At 68.9% G+C, this 18,533-nt stretch carries 21 protein-coding genes; 15 read left to right on the top strand and 6 right to left on the bottom strand.

All coding sequences use genetic code 11. The annotated features are described in order from the left end of the window. The first annotated feature begins 16 nt into the window (after positions 1 to 16). The 8 genes from ACIBL3_RS30120 to ACIBL3_RS30085 all read left to right on the top strand — a co-directional run bounded on the left by ACIBL3_RS30120 (position 17) and on the right by ACIBL3_RS30085 (position 6,504). Positions 17 to 361 carry a YciI family protein gene (locus ACIBL3_RS30120; protein ID WP_396357067.1) on the top strand — a complete coding sequence of 115 codons (345 nt, stop codon included), beginning with the start codon at positions 17 to 19 and terminating at the stop codon, positions 359 to 361. After that, the gene (locus ACIBL3_RS30115; protein ID WP_396357066.1) at positions 358 to 1,548 is read left to right on the top strand and encodes an RNA polymerase sigma factor; all 1,191 of its coding nucleotides are present in this window, start codon (positions 358 to 360) and stop codon (positions 1,546 to 1,548) included. The genes ACIBL3_RS30120 and ACIBL3_RS30115 overlap by 4 nt, the downstream gene beginning before the upstream one ends. A gap of 64 nt (positions 1,549 to 1,612) precedes the next feature. Further along, positions 1,613 to 2,233 (top strand): M15 family metallopeptidase, encoded by a 621-nt coding sequence (locus ACIBL3_RS30110; RefSeq protein ID WP_396357065.1) that lies wholly within the window; start codon positions 1,613 to 1,615, stop codon positions 2,231 to 2,233. Next, complete coding sequence (locus ACIBL3_RS30105; RefSeq protein WP_396357064.1) at positions 2,230 to 3,351, top strand: lipid II:glycine glycyltransferase FemX; 1,122 nt, start codon at positions 2,230 to 2,232, stop codon at positions 3,349 to 3,351. Before ACIBL3_RS30110 ends, ACIBL3_RS30105 begins: the two co-directional genes overlap by 4 nt. A 24-nt stretch (positions 3,352 to 3,375) precedes the next feature. Further along, positions 3,376 to 4,398, top strand: a complete 1,023-nt coding sequence (gene vanH, locus ACIBL3_RS30100; protein WP_396357063.1) for a D-lactate dehydrogenase VanH — start codon at positions 3,376 to 3,378, stop codon at positions 4,396 to 4,398. Continuing rightward, positions 4,391 to 5,458 (top strand): D-alanine--(R)-lactate ligase, encoded by a 1,068-nt coding sequence (vanA, locus tag ACIBL3_RS30095; RefSeq protein WP_396357062.1) that lies wholly within the window; start codon positions 4,391 to 4,393, stop codon positions 5,456 to 5,458. Before vanH ends, vanA begins: the two co-directional genes overlap by 8 nt. Next, positions 5,455 to 6,063, top strand: coding sequence for a D-Ala-D-Ala dipeptidase VanX (vanX, locus tag ACIBL3_RS30090; RefSeq protein ID WP_396357061.1), 609 nt, complete (start codon positions 5,455 to 5,457; stop codon positions 6,061 to 6,063). The genes vanA and vanX overlap by 4 nt, the downstream gene beginning before the upstream one ends. 30 nt (positions 6,064 to 6,093) lie before the next feature. Next, the gene (locus ACIBL3_RS30085) at positions 6,094 to 6,504 is read left to right on the top strand and encodes a pyridoxamine 5'-phosphate oxidase family protein (RefSeq protein ID WP_396357059.1); all 411 of its coding nucleotides are present in this window, start codon (positions 6,094 to 6,096) and stop codon (positions 6,502 to 6,504) included. On the opposite strand, the gene ACIBL3_RS30080 is transcribed toward ACIBL3_RS30085, so the two are convergent. Next, positions 6,501 to 7,460 (bottom strand): PEP/pyruvate-binding domain-containing protein, encoded by a 960-nt coding sequence (locus ACIBL3_RS30080; RefSeq protein WP_396357058.1) that lies wholly within the window; start codon positions 7,458 to 7,460, stop codon positions 6,501 to 6,503. The genes ACIBL3_RS30085 and ACIBL3_RS30080 overlap by 4 nt on opposite strands. A 155-nt stretch (positions 7,461 to 7,615) precedes the next feature. Here ACIBL3_RS30080 and ACIBL3_RS30075 point away from each other — a divergent pair, with 155 nt between their 5' ends. Beyond that, entirely contained in the window at positions 7,616 to 7,909 is a 294-nt protein-coding gene (locus ACIBL3_RS30075) for a 2TM domain-containing protein (RefSeq protein WP_396357057.1), read from the top strand. Positions 7,910 to 7,950: 41 nt separating this feature from the next. Here ACIBL3_RS30075 and ACIBL3_RS30070 read toward each other — a convergent pair whose 3' ends face one another. Continuing rightward, positions 7,951 to 8,940: an Acg family FMN-binding oxidoreductase gene (locus ACIBL3_RS30070; RefSeq protein WP_396357056.1), complete on the bottom strand. Its 990-nt coding sequence runs from the start codon at positions 8,938 to 8,940 to the stop codon at positions 7,951 to 7,953. Between the two features lie 141 nt (positions 8,941 to 9,081). Between ACIBL3_RS30070 and ACIBL3_RS30065 the strand changes: the two genes are divergently transcribed. Continuing rightward, positions 9,082 to 9,894 carry a 2-oxo acid dehydrogenase subunit E2 gene (locus ACIBL3_RS30065; protein ID WP_396357055.1) on the top strand — a complete coding sequence of 271 codons (813 nt, stop codon included), beginning with the start codon at positions 9,082 to 9,084 and terminating at the stop codon, positions 9,892 to 9,894. Here the strand turns inward: ACIBL3_RS30065 and ACIBL3_RS30060 are convergent. Beyond that, the gene (locus ACIBL3_RS30060) at positions 9,869 to 10,465 is read right to left on the bottom strand and encodes a hypothetical protein (RefSeq protein WP_396357054.1); all 597 of its coding nucleotides are present in this window, start codon (positions 10,463 to 10,465) and stop codon (positions 9,869 to 9,871) included. The two genes, ACIBL3_RS30065 and ACIBL3_RS30060, sit on opposite strands and share 26 nt — an antisense overlap. Positions 10,466 to 10,689: 224 nt before the next feature. After that, a complete protein-coding gene (locus ACIBL3_RS30055; protein ID WP_396357053.1) occupies positions 10,690 to 11,343 on the bottom strand; it encodes a response regulator in 654 nt (217 codons plus the stop codon). Positions 11,344 to 11,481: 138 nt separating this feature from the next. On the opposite strand from ACIBL3_RS30055, the gene ACIBL3_RS30050 reads away from it, so the two are divergent. Further along, positions 11,482 to 13,236: a GAF domain-containing protein gene (locus ACIBL3_RS30050; RefSeq protein ID WP_396357052.1), complete on the top strand. Its 1,755-nt coding sequence runs from the start codon at positions 11,482 to 11,484 to the stop codon at positions 13,234 to 13,236. Positions 13,237 to 13,306: 70 nt separating this feature from the next. Then, the gene (locus ACIBL3_RS30045) at positions 13,307 to 13,819 is read left to right on the top strand and encodes a DUF1579 family protein (protein WP_396357051.1); all 513 of its coding nucleotides are present in this window, start codon (positions 13,307 to 13,309) and stop codon (positions 13,817 to 13,819) included. Position 13,820: 1 nt separating this feature from the next. Here the strand turns inward: ACIBL3_RS30045 and ACIBL3_RS30040 are convergent, their stop codons facing one another. Further along, positions 13,821 to 14,672: a universal stress protein gene (locus tag ACIBL3_RS30040; protein ID WP_396357050.1), complete on the bottom strand. Its 852-nt coding sequence runs from the start codon at positions 14,670 to 14,672 to the stop codon at positions 13,821 to 13,823. Between the two features lie 185 nt (positions 14,673 to 14,857). Here ACIBL3_RS30040 and ACIBL3_RS30035 point away from each other — a divergent pair, with 185 nt between their 5' ends. The 3 genes from ACIBL3_RS30035 (at position 14,858) to ACIBL3_RS30025 (ending at position 17,341) form a co-directional block, all read left to right on the top strand. Then, complete coding sequence (locus tag ACIBL3_RS30035) at positions 14,858 to 15,760, top strand: ABC transporter ATP-binding protein (protein WP_396357049.1); 903 nt, start codon at positions 14,858 to 14,860, stop codon at positions 15,758 to 15,760. Continuing rightward, on the top strand, positions 15,757 to 16,518 hold the full coding sequence (locus ACIBL3_RS30030) for an ABC transporter permease (RefSeq protein WP_396357047.1): 762 nt from the start codon (positions 15,757 to 15,759) through the stop codon (positions 16,516 to 16,518). Before ACIBL3_RS30035 ends, ACIBL3_RS30030 begins: the two co-directional genes overlap by 4 nt. Positions 16,519 to 16,615: 97 nt before the next feature. After that, complete coding sequence (locus ACIBL3_RS30025; RefSeq protein ID WP_396357046.1) at positions 16,616 to 17,341, top strand: hypothetical protein; 726 nt, start codon at positions 16,616 to 16,618, stop codon at positions 17,339 to 17,341. On the opposite strand, the gene ACIBL3_RS30020 is transcribed toward ACIBL3_RS30025, so the two are convergent. Then, positions 17,322 to 18,530 (bottom strand): nitrate/nitrite transporter, encoded by a 1,209-nt coding sequence (locus ACIBL3_RS30020; protein WP_396357045.1) that lies wholly within the window; start codon positions 18,528 to 18,530, stop codon positions 17,322 to 17,324. The two genes, ACIBL3_RS30025 and ACIBL3_RS30020, sit on opposite strands and share 20 nt — an antisense overlap. Positions 18,531 to 18,533 lie beyond the last annotated feature (3 nt).

Raw genomic sequence — 18,533 nt, 5'->3', positions numbered from 1 at the left:
CACAGGAGGTGGTGCAGTGAAGTACGTGCTCATGTTCGTCGACACCCCGGAGTTCGCCCAGGAGCTCGAGGCGATGAGCCCGGCCGAGCTCGAACAGGCCTATCAGAAGGTCTACCAGTGGTTCGCCGACCACGCGCCGAAGATCACCAACCGCGGCGCCAAACTGCAGGGGGCGGAGTCGGCCACCACGGTCCGGCTGGACGGCGCCGTACCGGTGACCACCGACGGCCCGTTCATGGAAGGCAAGGAGGTCATCTCCGGCTTCGTCGAGCTCGACGTCGCCGACCTCGACGAAGCCCTGCGGATCGTGAAGAGCTGGCCCGGCTGCCCGGTCGTCGAGATCCGCCCCGTGGAGTCATGACGGATCCTGCTGACGAGCTGGCCCGCGTCGTGCGCGAGCACGCGGGCCGGCTCGCCGCGTCTCTGATGTCGCTGCTCGGCGACTTCGCCGCCGCCGAGGACCTGGTCCAGGACGCGGTCGAGACCGCGCTACGACGCTGGCCGCACGAGGGAATCCCGGACCGTCCGGACGCCTGGCTGTTCACGGTCGCCAAGCGGCGTGGGCTCGACGTACTGCGCCGCCAGGAGAACTACCGCAGCAAGCTCGCCCACCTGCAGTGGCCGGTGCGGCCGGAACCCGACGACCGGCTCCGGCTGATCTTCACCTGCTGCCACCCGGCGCTGTCACGGGAAGCACAGATCGCCCTGACCCTCCGCGTGGTCTGCGGCCTGACCACCGCTCAGATCGCCGCCGCATTCCTCGTCGGCGAGACGACCGTCGCCCAGCGCATCACCCGCGCCAAACGAAAGGTCGCCGACGCCGCGATCCCCTACCGGATCCCGCGCAACGACGAGTTGCCCGAGCGAGTGAACGAAGTACTCACCGTCATCTACCTGCTCTTCAACGAGGGCTACCTGTCCAGCACCGGCGACCGCGCACACTCCCGCGACCTGGTCGACGACGCCGAATGGCTCACCACCTTGCTGGCCGGCCTCCTTCCGAACGAACCCGAAGTCACCGGTCTGCTCACCCTCATCCGGCTGCACCGCGCCCGCGTCGCCGCACGGTTCACCGCCGACGGCCGGCTCGTCCTCCTCCGGGACCAAGATCGCGCACAGTGGAACCAGGCAGCCATCGCCGACGCGACCACCTTGCTCACCCGTACGGCGCGCCGCCACCACTCCCCCGGTCCGTACCAACTCCAGGCCGCCATCGCCGCCTGCCACTGCGAAGCACCGGCCTGGGCCGACACCGACTGGCAACAGATCGTCGTCCTCTACGACCTGCTGCTGCACTTCCAGCCGACCCCGGTCACCCGCATGCACCGCGCCGTCGCCGTCAGGTACATCCACGGTCCACAAGAGGCTCTCGCCGAGCTCGACGCCATCGCGACCGCACTGGATGGCTACCCACTGTTCCATGCCGTCCACGCCGAACTCCTCCGAGCCGACGACCGATCCGCAGAGGCCCACGAAGCCGACCGCCGGGCCCTCGAGCTCACCAGCAACCCGGCCCAGCTCGACCTCCTGATGTCCCGGCTGTCCTGACCTATCGCCGGCATATCGAAAACCGGATACGTGCTGGCAACAGCGGGCTGTCTTTGCTGGTGGTATGTCCGCGAGCAGACCGGCGCCTACAGCGAACCGCCGTACCCGACTGATGATCCGCGCGGCCTTCGTGGTCGCCAATGTCGCGGTCGTCGGCGTCTTCATTCAGCAGTCCCTGGCATCCTCCGCCTTCCCGCGCGTATCGACAAGCGAGACCGGCCACCAGGCACTGGGTGAGGCCGACGGGTTCGTCCCGGCGGGAGTGACCGTCTTCGATGACGAGATTCCCGCGGTGGCGAATCTCGATGCCGACCTGTTGGTTGCCTTGCGCAAGGCTGCGACTGATGCCCGGCGCGACGGGGTCGAGTTCTTCGTCAACAGCGGGTGGCGGTCGGCGGCGTACCAGGAGAAGTTGCTCCGTGCGGCGGTGTCGAAGTACGGCTCGGAGGAAGAGGCCGCGCGATGGGTCGCCACGCCCAGTACGTCGCCGCACGTGTCGGGGCACGCGATCGACCTCGGGCGCGCCGACGCCACGGCATGGCTGTCCGAGCATGGCGCCAGGTACGGCCTGTGCCAGATCTACGACAACGAGCCCTGGCACTACGAGCTTCGCCCGGAAGCCGTCGAGCACGGCTGCCCACCCAGGTACCCCGACCCGGCACACGACCCCAGGATGACGCAGTGAGCCTGACACTCAGGCCGATCAGCGCCGCCGAGCACTTGGCGTTCACGCGGACGCAGCGGTCGGTCAGCTTCCTGCAGACCCCGGCGTGGGGCCGCGTCAAGACCGCGTGGGGCAGCGAGTCCCTCGGCTGGTACGACGGCCGGCGGTTGGTCGGCGCCGGACTCGTCCTGCACCGTCCGGTGCCGCGGCTCGAGCGCTACACACTGGCCTACCTGCCCGAGGGCCCGGTCATCGGCTGGACCACCGGGCTCGACGCGTGGATCGACCCGCTGGCGGCCTATCTCGAGGCACACGGCGCGTTCGCGATCCGGCTCGGCCCGCCGGTGCGCACGAACACCTGGAGCGCCGCCCAGGTCAAAGAGGGCATCGCCGACCCGGGCATCAAGCGGCTGACCGACTTGCCCAGTCCGCCGACCGGCGCCTCCGTGACCAGCTGGCTCCGGGACTCCGGTTGGCTGCCGCAGAACCCCGAGGACGGGTTCGGGACCGGGCATCCGCAGTTCACCTTCGAGCTCCCGCTGGCCGGGCGGTCCGAGGACGACCTGCTCCGCGGCATGAACCAGCTCTGGCGCCGCAACCTCAAGAAGGCGGCCAAGGAGGGCGTCGAGGTGACGGTCGGCACCGACCTGAAGTCGTTCCACGACCTCTACGTCCACACCGCCGAGCGCGACCACTTCACGCCCCGGCCGCTGCCGTACTTCGAGGCCATGTTCGCGGCGATGAGCGCCGAGGACCCCGAACGCATCCGGCTCTACCTCGCTCACCACCGGGGGGACCTGGTCGCCGCCACCATCCTGGTCCGCGTCGGCGCGCAGGCGTGGTACTCGTACGGCGCCTCGTCCACCGAGAAGCGCGAGGTGCGTGGCTCCAACGCCTGCCAATGGGCGATGATCCGCGACTCGCCGGCGGCAGGCTGCGACGTCTACAGCCTGCGTGGCATCACGCCCACGCTCGACGCCGACGACCCACACGTCGGGTTAATCCAGTTCAAGGTCGGCACCGGCGGCCAAGCCGTCAGGTACGTCGGCGAGTGGGACCTGCCGCTGCGACCCACGTTCTACCGGCTCTTCGACCTGTACCTGAAGCAACGCGAGCACCTGAGACGACGCGGCCGATGAACCTGGCACGGAGAAGGAGACATGATGACCCCCGGTGAATCAGCACGAACCGCGGAGCGCCACTTTCCAGTGGATGCGCTCCCGGCGCTGGGAATCACGGTGTTCGGGTGCGGGGCGGACGAGGCGGTGCTGTTCCGAGAGCTGGCGCCTCGGTTCGGCGTCCTCCCGACGCTCACCGAGGCGCCGGTATCCGAGGCAAACCTCGAACTGGCGCTGGGCAATCGGTGCATCAGCATCGGCCACAAGACCCACGTCACCAACTCGACGCTACTCGCACTGAGCCGAGCCGGCGTGCGCTACATCTCCACCAGGAGCATCGGGTTCAACCACCTCGACGTGCAGTACGCGGAGAGCATCGGCATCTCGGTCGGCAACGTCGCCTATTCACCCGACAGCGTGGCCGACTACACCGTGATGTTGATGCTGATGGCGATTCGCAACGCCAAGTCCGTCATCCGCAGTGCAGAGGTCCACGACTACCGGCTGAACGCCGTACGTGGGAAAGAGCTGCGCGACCTGACCATCGGGGTCATCGGAACCGGGCGCATCGGCGCGGCAGTCCTGGACCGGCTGCGAGGTTTCGGCTGCAGAGTAATTGCCTTCGACAACCGCCCCAAGACCTCTGCCGACTACGTCTCCCTCGACGAAGTGCTTCAGCGCAGCGACATCGTCACACTCCACACACCGCTCAACGCGCAGACACACCATCTGCTCAATCGTCAGCGCATCGGGCAGTTGAAGCGCGGTGCGTACGTCGTCAACACCGGACGCGGTGCACTCCTCGACACCGAGGCCCTGCTGGATGCCCTGGAGAGCGGCCGATTGGGCGGAGCGGCGCTGGATGTCCTCGAGGGAGAGGAAGGAATCTTCTACGCCGACCACCGGGACCGGCCCGTCGAAAGCACGCTGCTGCTGCGGATGCAAGAGCTGCCCAACGTGCTCATCAGTCCACACACCGCCTACTACACCGACCGTGCGCTGAGCGACACCGTCGAGAACTCCATCATCAATTGCCTGAACCACGAAAGCGGGAAGCAGCATGGCTAGGCTGAAAATCGGCATCCTCTTCGGGGGCCGTGGCGAGGAACACCCCATCTCCGTCAAGTCCGCGCAAGAGGTGTCCAGAAATCTCGACCTCGAGAAGTACGAACCCCTGTACATCGGGATCACCGAGCACGGCGCCTGGAAGCTGTGCGACGGCCCTGCGCCCGACTGGGAGACCGGCGACTGCCGACCGGTCGTGCTGTCACCGGACAGCAGTGCACACGGACTCATCGTGCTGGAGTCCGACCGCATCGGGTCACGCATCAGGCAGGGACAGTACGCAACGGTCAAGCTGGATCTGGTGCTCCCCGTTCTGCACGGCAAGTTCGGCGAGGACGGCGCGATCCAGGGCCTGCTCGAGCTCTCCGGCATCCCTTACGCCGGGTGCGACATTCAAAGCTCGGCGCTCTGCATGGACAAGTCCCTGACCTACCTCGTCGCCGGCAGCGCGGGAATCGCCACGCCGAACTACTGGACTGTCATGGCGGACGAGACTGTCGATCCCGACCGGTTCACCTATCCGGTCTTCGTCAAGCCCGCCCGGTCGGGTTCGTCGTTCGGCGTCAGCAAGGTAACCGACAAGGACGACCTGGCGGGTGCGGTGAAGACGGCAGCGCAGTACGACGCGAAGGTGCTGATCGAGGAGGCGGTCGTCGGCAGCGAGGTCGGATGCGCCGTCCTGGGGAACGATCCGGACCTGATCGTCGGCGAGGTGGACCGTATCGCGTTGTCGCACGGATTCTTCAAGATCCATCAGGAGAGCACGCCCGAGAGCGGCTCGGACAACTCGACGCCGATCGTGCCCGCCGACATCTCGGCGGAGGCACGCTCACTCGTCCAGGAGACCGCCAAGGCGGTGTACCGCGCGTTGGGCTGCCGAGGGCTGTCGCGGGTCGACCTGTTCCTGACGCCGGAGGGCCAGGTGGTCCTGAACGAGGTGAACACCTTGCCGGGCCTGACGTCGTACAGCCGCTATCCGAGGATGATGGCGGCCGCCGGGCTGCATCGCGCCGAAGTGATCGACAGATTGGTGTCGCTGACCTTGGCCGGGAAATCCCAGTGAAAGCTGAGTTCGTCTTTGTGGACGAGTTCGCGCCTGGGATCCGGTGGGACGCCAAGTACGCCACTTGGGACAACTTCACCGGAAAACCGGTCGACGGGTACCTGGCCAATCGCATCGTCGGAACCAGAGCGTTGTGCGCGGCCCTGGAAAGGGCGCGAGAAAAGGCCGAGCCCCTCGGTTTCGGCTTGCTTCTCTGGGACGGCTACCGCCCGCAACGCGCCGTGGACAACTTCCTGCGCTGGTCGCGGCAACCGGAGGACGGCCGGACGAAGCCACGTCACTACCCGAACATCGACAGAGCCGACATGTTCGCCAACGGCTACGTGGCTGCCAAGTCCGGCCACAGCCGGGGCAGCACCGTCGACCTGACGCTCTATTACCTGGCGACCGGTGAACTCGCTCCCATGGGCGGCGACCACGACCTCATGGACTCGATCTCCCGGCACGGAGCACCGGGAATCAAGCCGGTCGAAGCGCAAAACCGGCAGTATTTGTGTTCCATCATGGAGACCTGCGGTTTCGCGCGGTACGACACCGAATGGTGGCACTACACCCTGAAAGACGAACCGTACCCGCACACCTGTTTCGATTTCCCCATCATCTAGGGCAGGGCGTCGTAGAGGTCCTTCGGTCGTTTGGAGATCCTCGATCCGGCCGCCTGCCATCGCCTGCTGCGGTCCGTCCCGGTCGGACGGCTCGTCCACACGTACGGCGGTCTGCCGGCGATCCGCATGGTCAACTTCGTCGTGGACGACGACACCATCGTGTTCAGCACCGGCGAGGGTGACAAACTCCGGGTCGCCGAACGCGGAGACGTCGTCGCCTTCGAGGCCGACGACGTGGACACCGAACGGCACACCGGCTGGACCGTGACGGCCATCGGCCACCTCTCCGTCGTCAGCGCGGACGAGACCGCCGCTCTCCGCCGTACCCTTCCGCTGCACTCCTGGCTCCCGCTGGACGACCCATATCTGGTTCGCCTCGGAATCGAGTCCATCAACGGCCGCCGACTGGTCCCGTGGGGTCAGCGCCCCCGGTCCGCCTAGTGCTGAAACGCCCGGGCGACACCGTTCGCGATCATCGCCGGGAGCGCATGTTGCCGGGCCTCGACCAGGTAGAGCTCGCCCGAGCACCCGTCCTTGGCCCATTCCAGCTCCATCGGCCGCCTGAAGTGCCGGTCGGCCAGAACCGACCAGCCCGCGAGTTCGACGAGGTCGTCGTCACTCAGTACCAGCCCCGAGCGCTCCTCGGGTGTCGTCGGAATCGTCCGGGTCCCGTGCGGATCGGCGTACACGGTCTTGGTTCGCTTGGCGCCGCGGTGCTTGACGATCATCGGGCGGGCGCCTGGATGCACCGAGTACTGGTCCGGGTCGTCAACAGCCGGCTCGCCTAGACCCCACGCGGCGTGGATGCGGACGAACGTGTTCTCACCACTGGCTGTCCCGGACGCCCCGAGATCGGCACGCACCATCCGCTGCACGACCACAGGCATCACCGCCGCCAAGTGGTCGGGCGCGCGAAGCTCACGGTTGCCGAGAGCAACTGTGCTGAACAGCGAGGCGAAGCAACGTCGGCACGCCGCGAGTGCGTCCGGACCAGTCCTCAGATGCAGGAAGATCTCGTCGTGCTCGTCGTCCTGCGGCGCCACCGGGCTGCAGCGTACGGCGACCTCGGTGCCGTCTCCGCCCAGTTCCTGGTAGGCCTCGAGGATCCGTTCGGCCAATGCCGCAGGCAACGATGCCTCGCAGAAGGCGGTCCGGATCGCGGCCGCGACTGCGACCCCGTCCCGCCCGGCCCGGTACCGGCGGATCTCGCGTGCGATCACCGGGCCGAGCTGAGCCTCCCGGACGAACTCCTGGTACGCCGCCGCGGTCACCACGAAGCCGGACGGCACGCGGACGCCTTGGCGGGACAGCTCGAACAGCCGCGCGTGCTTCACGCCGACCTGCGCCGGCTCGATCCCTGTGATGTCCCGTGGCCAGACGATCAACTCGCCGTTCATCAGGACTCTCCTCCCTTCACTGCCAGCATCCCGCCGCCGCCCGGCTCGGCCCAGGGCCGAACGTCCCGCGGACGGCACCGGAAGGTCAGGACTTGCTGCCCTGTGCCGGTGTCCGGTCCGGTCCGAGAGTGAAGGTGAGGAACAGGGAGGCAGTCATGGACGAAGAATCACTGGGTTCGATCCGGACCGACGACGACAAGCTGCGGGAACAGGCCGTGAACGAGCTGCGCAAGCGCCGTGAGCTCGCCGGCCACGTCCTCGCCTACGTGACGGTGAACACCTTCTTGGTGGTCATCTGGTACCTGACGGGCGCGGGCTTCTTCTGGCCGGCGTTCCCGATGTTCGGCTGGGGTATCGGCCTGATCTTCCACGCCTGGGACGTGTTCTGGCCGCAGCCGAGCGAGACCTCCGTACGGTCCGCGATGGATCGCATCGCCCGTCGCAGCTGAACACACCGAAGGGGCCGGCCACCCACGGCAGACCCCTTCGCCTATTGCTGTTCGGCAGGCATCACGACGTCGGCGAGCGGGCGGCGAGGAGTGGGCGGGACCTCCGGGCCGTAGCCGAATCGGATGACGGTCTGTGGGCTGGTCTGCGGGCCGAGTGGATCGTCGATCTGCCGGCGCAGGTCCTCGTGCTCGATCGCCTGGTTCAGCAACGACGTCGACACCCCGTGTGCGGTCGCTTCGAGGAGGACACGCTCGAGTGCCTGACCCGCCCGCAGCCATTCGATCGGTCCGTCGTACCGGGTAGCCAGGACCGCAAGCTGCGGTTCGTACTCGAAGGAGGCAACTGGGCGGGCCTCGTCGCCCGCGGTCGCGGCGAGGTCGCGCACCACCGACGCACCCCCAGTCGCCTTCGGCCCGAGCGCACTGAAGGGGACACCGTCAACGTCCCGGTCGCCGCCGACCCAGTGCCGCCGCTCGGCCGTCCTCGCCTCGTCCTGGTCGTCGGTGGCCGCCGCATCGTTCGTTACCATTCGCAACCACCACCCGTGGTCCAGGTGGTCGAGCCACCGGAGCTCGGCGCCCTCGACGCGGGCGCTGAGCTCGAGCTCCGCCCGTACCTGGCCCGGCACGCGCTGACCGGTGAACGGCTGCCGATTGGTCCGCCGATGGAGCACGTACGGCGCCAGCAGCTCGATCCGATCCGATCGCGGACCACCCAGCTCGATCACCGCGACCAGGTCCGGCCGGCGCTGATCCGTGAGATGCCGGACCTGCGACGCGTACCCTCGCGCCGCCGCCTCGACGCGCAGGTTGAAGACCGCGGCGCCGAGTGACAGGTACAGCATCCGCCGATCCGGATCCTCCGCCGGAAGCTCGCGCTCCCGGACGCGGAACACCTCGACCGCCCAGGCATCGAACCGGAACCGCCAAGGCTGCGTGTTGTGCATGGACGGCGCCGCCACCGCCGCGCGCAGCATCGCGTCCCGGTCTCCCTCCGAGAGCTCGACCACCCGACTCACCGCCTTCAGCACGAGACCACCTGACTCTCGACTGTCCCCCACGAGCGGATCGGTGTGCAGGGGCGTCGTACCCGAAGCGTCGGGACCTTCAGCCGGTTCACGCCGTCCGGCGGCACGGCATGCTCGAACCAGGCCGGTAGTGGAGGTGGACGGGTGCAGCACGGGGATTCGAGGGTCGTACGGGCGCCGTGGGTACGGCAGCTCGTCATCGACGCAGGCCGGGCCGCGCGGCGGCGGCACGCCATCCACGGCCTGTTCGAGGTGGACGTGACATCGGCACGCTCGACGTTGCGCTCGCATGCGGCGACGACCGGTGAGGAGTTGTCGTTCACCGCCTTCGTGATCGCGTGCGTGGCCCGGGCGGTGGCCGCCGACCCGAGCGTCCAGGCATATCGCGATCTCCGCCGCCGCGAGGTGATCTTCGACGAGGTCGACATCGGCCTGCCGATCGAGGTCGACGTCGACGGCAGTCCGTTCGCGTTCACTCACGTCCTCCGCGACGCCGGGGCGCGCGACGTACGCGATCTGCAACGCGAGATCCGCGCCGTCAAGGCAGATCCGCACCTCAGTCCCTCGGTCCACCGGCAATCATGGGCGCGGGCCTACCTCCTGCTGCCGGGCTTCGTCCGGGTTGCGCTGCTCGGTGCTCTGCACCGGATGCCGCATCGCCAACGGGCGCTGGCCGGGACGGTCGGAGTCACCGCGGTCGGCATGTTCGGCGCCGGCGGCGGCTGGGGGATCGCCTTCCAGCTGCACACTCTGGGCATCGTCGTTGTCGGAATCACCCGCCGCCCCGTGCTCTGCCAGGGCCGGCTCGTCGATCGCGAGTTCCTGCAGCTGACCGTCAGCGTCGACCACGACATCGTCGACGGCGCCCCCACCGCCCGCTTCGTCAGCCGCCTGCGCACCCTCCTCACCACCGCCGGCCCCCTAGCCGGCCTCACAACCGCCACGAAAGTTTCCTGAGGTCGCGATCCCAATCGCGCAGACGGCGACGATCCAGAGGTACGACGGCCAGCCGCGCCAGGCCGGCGATCAGCAGCCACGACATCATCGCCGTAGTCAGGCCGACCGCGGAGCCGATCGCGGCACTGTCGGCGGGCGGGCGTGGAGGACTGGTGAGAGCGCCCGAGCGATCGATCCAGATGGTGACCTCACTCCCCGGCTTCGTCCCGATCGGCACACTGGTCACCGCCTCGTGCGGCCGGCCCGCCGGATCGTTCCAGGCGACCTTGGCCAGCGAAGCCACTTGCCCGGCTCCACCGAGTACGGAAGTCGCGGCTGCGGTCACGGCCCGCGCCTGCACCTGGGTGAGTGACGCCCGCCGCTCCTCGGCGGATCGCTCACTCGCGGTGCGTACGGCGGTCCCGATCGCGGCTGCCGCCGGGATCATCAGCAAGGCGGCCAGGATCGAGCCGAGGACGATCGCCGACTCCATCCGGTCGACTCGCCGGCGGAGTGGGTTGCGGCCGAATCCGAGCCGGCGTGCCTGCATCAGCACCCACAGTTCCCCGTTCCTGCGCCCGGTCCTGCTCATCGCGGACTCCTCGCGTGATCGACCGTGAAAGAGCGCCGCTCGCCGGGAGACGGTTCCGTCTTGATGACGGTGGATCTGGTGGCGCGGAACTCTGCCGGCCACCTGCTCTCGATCCGTTCACGGCGAGTCGGTCAGCTCCCCTGCAATCACCACCCTGCCTCGCGCGCGGGGCGTCAGGCAGGGCCGAAGGTCCCGGTCCGGCGGCCGACTGGCCCGGCCTGGGGTCAGCGGGAGCGGCGTTTGGCTCGTTCGACGGCGTAGACGGCGGCTTCGGTGCGGCGTTCCATGTCCAGTTTGCGGAGCAGCCCGGACACGTAGTTCTTGACCGTTTTCTCGGCCAGGAACATCGACTCGGCGATCTGGCGGTTCGTCTTGCCGGCCGCGATCTGGTCCAGGATCCGGCGTTCCTGCTCCGTCAGCGACTTGTACCTCGGGTCGTCGTCCTCCTCGGCGGAGTGCCGCAGGCGTTCCAGCACCGCGGTCGTCATCGCCGGATCGAGCAACGACTCCCCCGCCGCGAGGCGCCGTACCGCGCCGACCAGGTCGGTGCCGCTCACCTGCTTCAGCAGGTACCCCGCGGCCCCCGCCATGATCGCGGTGAACAGGGCCTCGTCGTCGGAGAACGAGGTCAGCATCAGGCAGGCCGGCGGTTTGTCCATCGCCGACCGAATCTCCCGGCACACCGAGATGCCGTCGCCGTCGGGCAGACGGACGTCGAGCACCGCCACGTCCGGCCGGAGCGCCGGGACCCGGGCGATCGCCTGCGCTGCCGTCGCCGCGTCGCCGACCACCTCGATGTCGGGCTCGCTCTCCAGGAGCTGCCGCAGGCCGAGACGGACCACCTCGTGGTCGTCCAGCAGAAACACCTTGATCGTCACACTGCCCCCTCGGTACGGCGTTCCAGGAGTCAGCGTAATCCTTCGCCCTGCCGGACGGCGTCACCCACAGTGAAGGCGCGGTCGCCGGGACGGGTCAGTCGGTTCCCATCCGCAACCGGACTCCGTACCGTAGTCACCATGGGTGGGAGCTCCGACAAGCCGGCCAGGACCTGGGACGAGGGCGCACTGGAGTTCGCGGGATTATCGCGGGTGCGCCTGGACGCCCTGCTGCAGGAGCTCCTGGGCCGCGTCGACGAGATCATGGACTCACAAGAACGACTCCGGGCGCTGCTCGACGCAGTCGTCGGGATCGGCGCCGACCTCGACCTGACCAGCACCCTCGACCGCATCGTCACCGCCGCCTGCGAGCTCGTCGGCGCCCGGTACGGCGCGCTCGGCGTCGTCGGCCACGACGGCAAGCGACTGGTCCGCTTCATCACCCACGGCGTCACCGACGAGGAGATCGCCGCGATCGGCCCGTACCCGGAGGGCCACGGCATCCTCGGCCTGCTGATCGACTATCCCGAGCCGATCCGCCTGCAGGACCTGACCCACCATCCACGGTCGTTCGGGTTCCCGCCGAACCATCCGCCGATGAAGACGTTCCTCGGCGTACCGATCCGGACCCGCGAGCACGCCTTCGGCAACCTCTACCTCACCGAGAAGTCCGGTGGCGCCGACTTCACCGAGGACGACGAGCGCACCGTGACCGCACTCGCGGCCGCGGCGGGCGTCGTCATCGACAACGCCCGCCTGTACGCCGACACCGAGCGCCGCCGCCGCTGGCACGAGGTCACCGCCGAGATCACCCAGCTCATGCTCGGCGAGTTCGATCCGGGCGATGCCCTGCAGCTGATCGCCCGGCGCGCTCGCGAGGTCTCCGCCTCGGCTGTCGGCGCCGTGATGCTCCTGGACGGGGACGAGCTCGTCGTCGAGGCCATCGACGGGCCGGCGGTCTTCCAGGCCCAGGTCGGCCGCAGGCTTCGCACCGATCTTCCGATGGTCGCCGACCTGCTGGCCGGCGACCAGCAGGTCATGGTGGACGACCTGGCGCAACTGCTCAAGGAGCTCGGCGGCCCGCCCGGCTTCCCGGAGCTGGAGACCCTCGGCCGGGCCATCATCGCGCCGCTTCCGCAGGGCAGCAGCAGTACCGGCGGCCTGCTCGTGGTCGCCGCCGAGCACGGCGCGATCAGCGAGGTCACCGTCGGCGCGGACCTGGTCCGGATGTTCTCCAGCCAGGCCACCCTGGCCCTCGAGCGCGCCCAGGCCCAGCGCGACCGGTCGATGATCGCCGTGCTCGAGGACCGCGACCGGATCGCCCGCGACCTGCACGACCTGGTGATCCAACGCTTGTTCGCCACCGGACTGCAACTCCAGGGCATGCACCGGATGGTCAGGCCCGACGTGCAGGAGAGGATCAGCCGGGCGGTCGACGACATCGACGCCACCATCCGCGACCTGCGCGCCGCGATCTTCGAGCTCCATCACCACCCGGACGAGAGCTCGTTGCGGGCGGACGTGCATGCGCTGGTGTCGGAGTACACCGAGCCGCTCGGCTTCCGGCCCGAGCTGATCTGCACCGGCCCGCTGGACACCGCCGTACCTACCACCGTTCGGCCGCAGATCCTCGCTGCGATCCGGGAGTCGCTCTCGAACGTGGTCCGGCACGCCCAGGCGAGCGCCGTCGTCGTCGAGGTCACCGTGACGCCGGACGACGTCGTCGCCCGGGTCGCGGACAACGGAATCGGTCTCCAGGACACCGACCGGCGCAGCGGCCTCCGCAACCTCGGCCAACGCGCCGAAGCCCTGGGAGGGACCGTCCACCTCTCCGCCAACGAGCCCCGCGGCACCATCCTCGAACTACGCGCCCCCCTCACCACCTCCCCCAACTGAGGCCGATAGCCCCTGCCGCCGATGGCCTCCGGCCCTCCTCGCGCACGGCGTCACCGGTGTGTTCTGAAGCATGACTACAGACCTCACCGCCGTACCGCGACCGCTCGAAGCCGGACCTGAGATGCAGGCCCTCGCCCGTTTCCACCGCGACATCACCTGGACCGGCACGATCCAGCCCGGCGGGATGGGTCCGGGCAGTCCCTCGATGACCGCCGTCGGCGAGGGCCGCCATGAGGTGATCCAGGACGGCCTGTGGATCGTCGGCAACTACCAGCAGGACCAGTTCCTCACCGACGGCACATTCGTCCTGCGCTGGCAGCTCCACTGGGTGGCCGGTTGGGATCCGGGAGCGCAGGAGTACCGGGCCACGGTGGCCGACAACTACGGTCACACCGAGATCCTGCGCGGCTGGATCGACGGAGATCAGCTCACGTTCGAGAGCATCGGCACGCCGCCAGTTCGGATCCGGTTGTTCTGGCAACTCGCCGACGCGCACATCGTGATCTGGCGTAACGAAGCCTCCGTCGGTGGCGGTCCGTACCAGCTCGTCGAGCGCTACGTGTGCAGCATCCTCGAGGGCTGAGCTACTCCTTTGTTGGGCGTACGACGGCGACTGGGCAGGTCGCCTGGTGGAGGACGCTTTGGCTCACTGAACCGAGTAGCAGACCTGCGACGCCGCCGCGTCCGCGAGAGCCGACCACCACCATCGAACTGTGGTCGCTGCGTTCCGCGAGAACGGCGCCCGGCCGCCCTGCTGCGACCTCCGCCCGCACCCGCACCGCCGGGAACTTCTCCCGGTACGGCGCCAAGCTCTCGGCCAGCCAATTCCGCAGCAGTGCCTCCGTATCACCGCTCGACGAGTCCTCGCGATCCGACGGCTTCCAGCAATACACAACCTCGAGCGGGTTGCCGGACCGAGCCGCCTCCTCGAAGCCGAACAGCACAGCGGCCTCGGAGTCGGCAGAGCCGTCCGTGCCGACCAGCACCGGCCCGGTCGCGTCGACTCCGCGCACCACGACCACCGGACATGGCGCCTTGGCCGTCACCGCAGTCGCAGTCGAACCCAGCAGGGCGGCTCCGAGCTTGGTGTGCGGCCGCGAGCCGAGCACGACCATCTCCGCCTCGGACGCTTCGTTCAGAATCGCGTTCGCCGCCTTGTCGGCGGCCAGCCAGCCCGACCCGTTCTCGTACCCGAGCCGGTCGCGGACGAAATCGACCGCCGCGTCGAGCTCGGCCTGGTACAGCTCCACCTCCGGTACGGGAAGGTAGCCCTCGGCCGCGATCGCCGACGACTGAACGACCTCGTCCAGGTATGCGTACACCACCCGTACGGCGCGATCTCGCGCGGCAGCCGCATCGACGGCCCAGCGCAACGCGACCTGACTCGCGGGACCGCCGTCGATCCCGACCAGGATGAACTTCCGTGGACTCTCCATGATCCGCCCCTTCGTCCGCTGATCATGATGATCGCAGTGCGCAAGCCTCCATGCCACCTCCGCAACGACCACGTCAAGCAGGGCCGAAAGTCCTGAACCGACGGCTGCGGGAGTCAGCGGACAGGCCCGGGACCGGGTCCTTCGGCACTGGCGCAGGATGTCGACCAGGCTTTGTAGTGGATGTCATGACAGACGAGGCCGGACGGATCGCCGTGTCGGGCCTGACAAAGGCGTTCGGCGCGGTGCGCGCGGTCGACGACCTGAACTTCACCGCGGAACCGGGAACCGTGACCGGATTCCTCGGGCCCAACGGCGCGGGCAAGACCACGACGCTGCGCTGCTTGCTCGGCCTGGTCACCCCAACCGCGGGCACAGCCACCATCGGCGGTTTGCGCTACGCCGACCTCCCCCAACCGTCGAGCACAGTCGGCGCCGTCCTTGAGGCGTCCGGCTTCCACCCGGCGCGGACAGCCGAGAACCACCTGCGGATCCTCTGCGTGGCCAACGGATATCCGGTACGACGCACGGACGCCGTACTCGACCTGGTCGGCCTGACGCCAGCGGCGCCGCGCAAGGTGCGCGAGTACTCGGCCGGCATGCGGCAACGCCTCGGGCTGGCTGCCGCTCTGCTCGGCGACCCGCTGGTGCTGCTGCTGGACGAGCCGGCCAACGGCCTGGACCCCGAAGGCATCGTCTGGCTCCGCAACTTCCTTCGCCGGCTGGCGTCCGAGGGACGAACCATCCTGGTGTCCAGCCACGTGCTGAGCGAGGTCGAACAGACCGTCGACCGCGTCGTGATCATCGACAAGGGTTCGCTCGTGCGGCAGGGCACGCTGGACGAGCTGGCCGACGTCCGCGCTCGGCCAGTGGTCGTCCGCGGACCTGACCTCGACCGCCTGGCGGCAGCCCTGCCCGGCCAGGCCGGGATGGTCAAGCGCGACGGTGCCCTGGTGGTGACCGGTCTGGGACCTGAGCAGATCGGCCATCTGGCGTTCGTCACGGGCGTCGAACTGCACGAGCTGACGGCTGAGCGGAGCGACCTCGAGGACATCTTCTTCGCACTGACCGGCGGAGGTGCGTCCCGATGACCGACCTCGTCCGTGCCGAGTTCACGAAGCTGTTCACCACCAGGCTGTGGCTGTGGCTGCTCGCCGGCGCCGTCGGCATGACCGCGCTGTTCGTCAGCCTGCTCATCGCATTCTCAGGCCGGCCGGAGAACACCGGCCCGCCGCTCGATTCCGTCGAGGGACAGCAGTCGCTGTTCAGCTCAGCCGGCAGCGCCGCCGTCTTCACCGTGGTGCTCGGCATCGTGGCGATGACCGGCGAGTACCGGCACCAGACCATCACCCCGACCTTCCTGGTCACCCCGCGCCGCCACCGGGTAGTGGTCGCCAAGGTCATCGCCTACGCCGTGGCCGGCCTGCTCTTCGGAGCCGCCAACGTCATCGTGGCCGTCGCGATCGCCGTACCCTGGCTCGGCGCCAAGGGAATCGACGTGCCGATGACGGCGAACGGAATCCCCGCGACGTTGCTGGGTGTGGTGCTCGGCCAGGCGATCTTCACCGTGATCGGGGTGGGCATCGGCGCGCTCGTGCGCAACCAGGTCGCCGCGGTGGTCGGGACCCTCGTCTACTCCCTCGTCGTCGAGTCCTTCGTGTCGCTCCTGCCCACGATTCGCGACTACTTCAAGTACTTTCCGGGTGGTGCCTTCGGCGGCCTGACCAACACCTACCAGCCCGATGTCGCCTTCCTCCCCGCAGCCGAGGCCGGTCTGTTGCTGGCCGCGTACGGCGTCGTGCTCGCGGTGCTCGGCAGCACCGTCACGATCCGCAGAGACATCGTCTGACCCGGCGCCAAAGGTCCGCGGGATGCGTGACCGAGGGCCCTGTCGGCGACCGGCCCGGTGCGGAGGCTGGAACTGAAGACAACTCTCGGGAGGAATCATGAGTACGACGTATCCGGCCGGCAACGCCCCGAGCACGAGGGCCGGCCGATGGACAGCGGGTCGAGTGATCACGACAGTGCTCGGCGCTCTAGTCGCACTGGCGTCGGCCGTCGGACTGGTCGTCGGCGGCACCATGCTCTGGCTCGACCAGACTCAGCGTGACAGCGCGGGCTATCTGACGTCGGACACGGTGTCGCTCTCGACCACCGGCTACGCAGTGGTCAGCGAGGACATGACGCTCGACACCGGCGCCGCAACCGACGTGCCTCGACGCCTGGTCGGGGACCTGCGGGTGCGGGCGGAGTCGGCCGGCGACGGACCGGTGTTCATCGGAGTCGCCCGCTCGAGCGACGTGCGCAACTACCTCAAGGGTGTGCACTACGCGACGGTGCGGTCCTTCGCCCCGGGCGCCACTGACACCACCGATCACGCCGGTACGGCGCTTGCCGTGGCACCGACCGACGTGAGCTTCTGGCGGACGCAAGCCAGCGGGCCCGGCGTACAGACGGTCAACTGGACCTTCGAGAGCGGCGACTGGACGATCGTGGTGATGTCGCCGGACGGCACCGCCGGAATCGACACTCAGGTCGACGTCGGCGCCACCGTGCCGTCGCTCGACTGGCTGTCGATCGTCGTCCTGGTCAGCGCCGGCGCGTTCTTCGTCCTCGGCGTCGTCGCTGTCGTCCTGGCCGTGCCGCGCGGAATCAGGACTCAGCGCGTCTGACGACGAACCAGGTGAACGCGGTGGCGGCCGCGGCTGTTGCTGCGAGCAACAGGTAGCCGAGCGTGTAGTCGCCGGTGGCGCTTCGCACCACGCCCATGACCAGTGGCGGGAAGAAGCCGCCCAGGCCACCGGCGGCGCCGACGATCCCCGTCGTCGCACCCACCTGCGGCGCCGGGACGACCTTGGCGACCAGCGCGAAGCAGGCTCCGGCGGCCGCACCCAGCGCGGCGGCCAGACCGAGGAACGCGATCGTCGCGACCGGCATCAATGGGGCCTCGATCGCAGCGACGGCGGCGAGGAGCGTGGTCGCGGCGAAGGCTGCGACCAGGACCGGAACGGGGTGCAGGCGGTCGGACAGCCAGCCTCCCACCGGACGCGCCACGACCGCGATCACCACGAAGCCCGCCGTCCGGAACGCGGCGTCGGACTGCGTCAGGTCGTAGGCGCTGCGCAGGTACGACGGCAGGTAGACGCTGAAGGCAACGAACCCGCCGAAGCCGACCGCGTACAGGAAGGCCAACTGCATCGTGACCGGCTTGCGGGCGGTCCGCCAGGCCCGGCCCACGAAGCCGTGCGGCGAGCCGGCCGTCCAGCCCCGTGCCGGATGCAGCAACCACGCCGACACGACGGCGAGCACCACCAGCAGCCCCGCGACCAGCAGGAACGGCGCCTCCGCACCCCAGGCATCCGTGATCGGCACCGTGGTGAACGCGGACAGCGCCGTACCACCCGTACCGGCGCCGAAGATGCCGATCGCGGTACCGCGACGCGCCGGCTCGAACCACGAGTTCACATGCGGTACGCCGACCGCGAACGACGTGCCGCCGAGACCGAGGAAGAAGCCACCGAGCAGCAAGGTGGGCAGGCTGTCCGCGACCAGCCCGATGAACAGGACCGGCAGCACGGTCAGCGCCGCGATCGCCGGCATCATCCGGCGCGCGCCGAGCGCGTCGGTGAGCGCCCCGACCGGGATCCGGCCGAGGGAGCCGACCAGGACCGGGGTCGCGACCACCAGCGCCTGCTCGAACGAGCTCAGGTTCAACTGGTCGGCGTACCTGGCGCCCAGCGGACTGATCAGCGCCCAGGCCCAGAAGGTCAGCAGGAATCCGGTCGTCGCCACGGCAAGCTGCACCACCGGTCGCGCCGCCACGCTGCGCGCCGGCACGTCGACTTCCGGCCGATCAGGCATCGA

The organism is Kribbella sp. NPDC050124, assembly GCF_044460355.1.
Classification (GTDB): Bacteria; Actinomycetota; Actinomycetes; order Propionibacteriales; family Kribbellaceae; genus Kribbella.
Note: the sequence above shows the minus strand (reverse complement) of the source record. Positions and strands in the feature narration are given on the sequence as shown.

What these genes read in the sequence shown, in the direction of transcription:
- ACIBL3_RS30040 (WP_396357050.1), bottom strand. Translation starts at nt 14,672, where the DNA reads ATGGAGAGTCCACGGAAGTTCATCCTGGTCGGGATCGACGGCGGTCCC.
- ACIBL3_RS30060 (WP_396357054.1), bottom strand. Translation starts at nt 10,465, where the DNA reads ATGAGCAGGACCGGGCGCAGGAACGGGGAACTGTGGGTGCTGATGCAG.
- ACIBL3_RS30110 (WP_396357065.1), top strand. Translation starts at nt 1,613, where the DNA reads ATGTCCGCGAGCAGACCGGCGCCTACAGCGAACCGCCGTACCCGACTG.
- ACIBL3_RS30030 (WP_396357047.1), top strand. Translation starts at nt 15,757, where the DNA reads ATGACCGACCTCGTCCGTGCCGAGTTCACGAAGCTGTTCACCACCAGG.
- ACIBL3_RS30080 (WP_396357058.1), bottom strand. Translation starts at nt 7,460, where the DNA reads ATGAACGGCGAGTTGATCGTCTGGCCACGGGACATCACAGGGATCGAG.
- ACIBL3_RS30050 (WP_396357052.1), top strand. Translation starts at nt 11,482, where the DNA reads ATGGGTGGGAGCTCCGACAAGCCGGCCAGGACCTGGGACGAGGGCGCA.
- vanH (WP_396357063.1), top strand. Translation starts at nt 3,376, where the DNA reads ATGACCCCCGGTGAATCAGCACGAACCGCGGAGCGCCACTTTCCAGTG.
- ACIBL3_RS30020 (WP_396357045.1), bottom strand. Translation starts at nt 18,530, where the DNA reads ATGCCTGATCGGCCGGAAGTCGACGTGCCGGCGCGCAGCGTGGCGGCG.
- ACIBL3_RS30045 (WP_396357051.1), top strand. Translation starts at nt 13,307, where the DNA reads ATGACTACAGACCTCACCGCCGTACCGCGACCGCTCGAAGCCGGACCT.
- ACIBL3_RS30035 (WP_396357049.1), top strand. Translation starts at nt 14,858, where the DNA reads ATGACAGACGAGGCCGGACGGATCGCCGTGTCGGGCCTGACAAAGGCG.
- ACIBL3_RS30115 (WP_396357066.1), top strand. Translation starts at nt 358, where the DNA reads ATGACGGATCCTGCTGACGAGCTGGCCCGCGTCGTGCGCGAGCACGCG.
- ACIBL3_RS30075 (WP_396357057.1), top strand. Translation starts at nt 7,616, where the DNA reads ATGGACGAAGAATCACTGGGTTCGATCCGGACCGACGACGACAAGCTG.
- ACIBL3_RS30025 (WP_396357046.1), top strand. Translation starts at nt 16,616, where the DNA reads ATGAGTACGACGTATCCGGCCGGCAACGCCCCGAGCACGAGGGCCGGC.
- vanA (WP_396357062.1), top strand. Translation starts at nt 4,391, where the DNA reads ATGGCTAGGCTGAAAATCGGCATCCTCTTCGGGGGCCGTGGCGAGGAA.